This window comes from Cyanobacteriota bacterium, from assembly GCA_025054735.1.
GTDB lineage: Bacteria > Cyanobacteriota > Cyanobacteriia > SKYG9 > SKYG9 > SKYG9.
On record JANWZG010000500.1, the window covers coordinates 1 to 2,422 of the forward strand.

Here is a 2,422-nt window from a genome sequence, read left to right on the forward strand (position 1 = left end):
GTCCCACTTCATAGACTGGAATGCCATGGCGATCTGTTAGATCTGCTAACTGTTGGGCTAGAAACTGTCCTTGGCGGTTTTCCCGCACTAGTACTGCTATTGCTGCCTGGGGATCATCCTGAATCAACTGCCGTACCCGCTGCCCAATGAGGGTTGCTGTGTGAACAATATCCCTAGGGCGATGGATTTCTACCCCTGTTCCCAAGGGTTCAGGATTAGCCCCAGCTTGGGGGTTATCTGCTGTTACCGGCTGAATGAACTGGGTGCGAAAGGGCAGTGTTACCTTCCCCAAGCCAGACGAGCCTGATGAGGTCGTCTGAGCGGCGAGTTGCTGATTTACCCAGCGCAACAGAAAATTAGCTGCATCTATAATGGGCTGGGCACTGCGACCTGCTTGATCCATCGTGACTAGCCTGCCTCTTGCTTCACAGGCCGTACAGAACTCGTTAAAGAAGATGGGATCCGCAGGGGTAAAGGTGGAGTTAATGGCTTGGTTCGGATCACCAACTCGTACCCAATTTACAATGCTGGCATCCATGGGGTCGGTAGCGAGGATTTCCAACAGGCGAGTTTGTAGAGGGGTGGAATCTTGAGCTTCGTCTTCAAAGACTGCGATCGTCCGCTGTTGCCAATGGTGACGGGCAGCAGGATGATCCAGCACTCGCAATGCTGCTAGCAGCATGTCATCGTAGTCGATTAGGTTGCGAGCTTGCAGCAAGCGTTGATAGTGCTCATATAGACCAGCGGCGATCGTCAACACGGCATAGCTGCTAGTAGGATCCTGATCTGCTGCACGATAGGTAGAGCTTTGATCCCAGCGGCGTAAATCCTCAGGGAATAACCCAGAACTTTTGGCTTCATGGATGGCAGTTGTGGCCAAGTCTGGCAATACTTCTGTCCGCAACACCGACTGCCGACGCAGGCGCTCTGTTTCTTCCCCATCAAACTGACACCCTTCGAGCAGAACTTGGTACTGGTAAGGATTTTCAACAATCCACTGTTCTACGCAAGTTCGGATGAGGCGATGGCTCTGGGTAGGGGTAACCAATGTAAGCTGAGCTAGGTTCAAGCTTGATAACTCTGGATGAGCCGTTGCGATCGTTAGCGCTAACCCATGCAGGGTACTGACCGTAAACCCTCGGACTGGGAGATTAGCCTGGTAGAGGTAGGCACGAATTTTAGCCCGAATATTAGCAGCAGCTGACCGGGTAAAAGTCACTACCACGAGTTGTTTACGCCCCTCCTCTGCTAGATTCGTCAAAGGCTGAAGATATCGCCGCCCTAGGACGATCGCTGCTGCCCCTGCCATACCTGTGGATTTGCCCGCCCCTGGCACTGCTGACACGGCCAACTGTCCCCCTTGCCAGTCTGCCATGGCCTGCTGACCTGGCCGCAACCCTGCCCGTATTGCTGCCAATGCCGCCTGTCGCTGCTCGTAGAGGTTATCAGCGGCGATCGCTGTAGTCATGCGTGCCTATAGCAGAGAACATCATGGAGTCATCCTAGCATCCGTGGTCACAGACAGTAGCTGACTCTGACAATTAATCCTCAGCGCAGTCGGGTATCCGCACGCAAGTTAGGCAAGTTTTCAATACCTAACCGCTTTACTGCACACTTTCACTACTGCCCTGAACTTGTATTGCGTAACCAGGTTGCCAACTCTGCTGAGGTTGTTAGGGTAGGCAGCACATCTGCTAGGGATGTCAGTTGCGCAGGGCTGAGTCGGGCAACTTGTTCTATTACCGCTGCTGGTAGCTCGCCCAAACGACACACGAGTAACCAATTTACCAAGTCTGCAATTGTAGTGAAATCCAACAGTGCTTCGCCCAGCGATTCTAACTGGTCTAGGGTCAGGCAGTTAATGGATAACACGAGAGCTTCTGGTAAATCTGCCAGCTTACGTCTCAACAAGCGCAGTACTAGCGATCGCTCTCGCTCGATACCTTGTTGGATGCCTTGTTGGATGCCTTGTTGGATACCCTGTTGGATGCCTTGCTCAATTCGTGCTTGTTCCCACTCTAGATATGCTTGTGATAGAGCTACCATCAGCGTTCTCTCCTCGTTATCACTTAACTCCAATTCACCCAGCTCCAGTGTAACCCGCCAGTTTGTCAGCAGTTGTAAGACTCTGGCACGGCGTTGATCGTCTGGGGGTAAGGCAATCAATTCACTAATGGCCTGTTGTTGTACTTGGTCGCGCCCAAGCAGCCGTAACCACAGTGTATCTGGGTTGATGGGGAGTTGGTCAATGGCCACGATTGTAGCCTTGAGTGCTTGTGGCAGGTGATAGATGCCAGCCCCCCAATCTGCTTGGGTTGCGCCACCAAACTCGCTAGTGATGAGTTGTGACGTAGTAGCCGCTAGAATCCACAATCTGGGTAATGTTTGCTCTACTGGTTTCCCACCCTCACGCTCCAACTTG

General features: G+C 52.5%; 2 protein-coding genes. Both read right to left on the reverse strand.

The window, feature by feature from the left end:
• Positions 1-1,468 (reverse strand): ATP-dependent helicase (locus NZ772_17365; GenBank protein ID MCS6815326.1); only part of this gene is annotated, 1,468 nt, incomplete at its 3' end.
• Between the two features lie 152 nt (positions 1,469-1,620).
• Positions 1,621-2,422: DUF4351 domain-containing protein (locus NZ772_17370; protein ID MCS6815327.1), on the reverse strand; the 802-nt coding region annotated here is incomplete at its 5' end.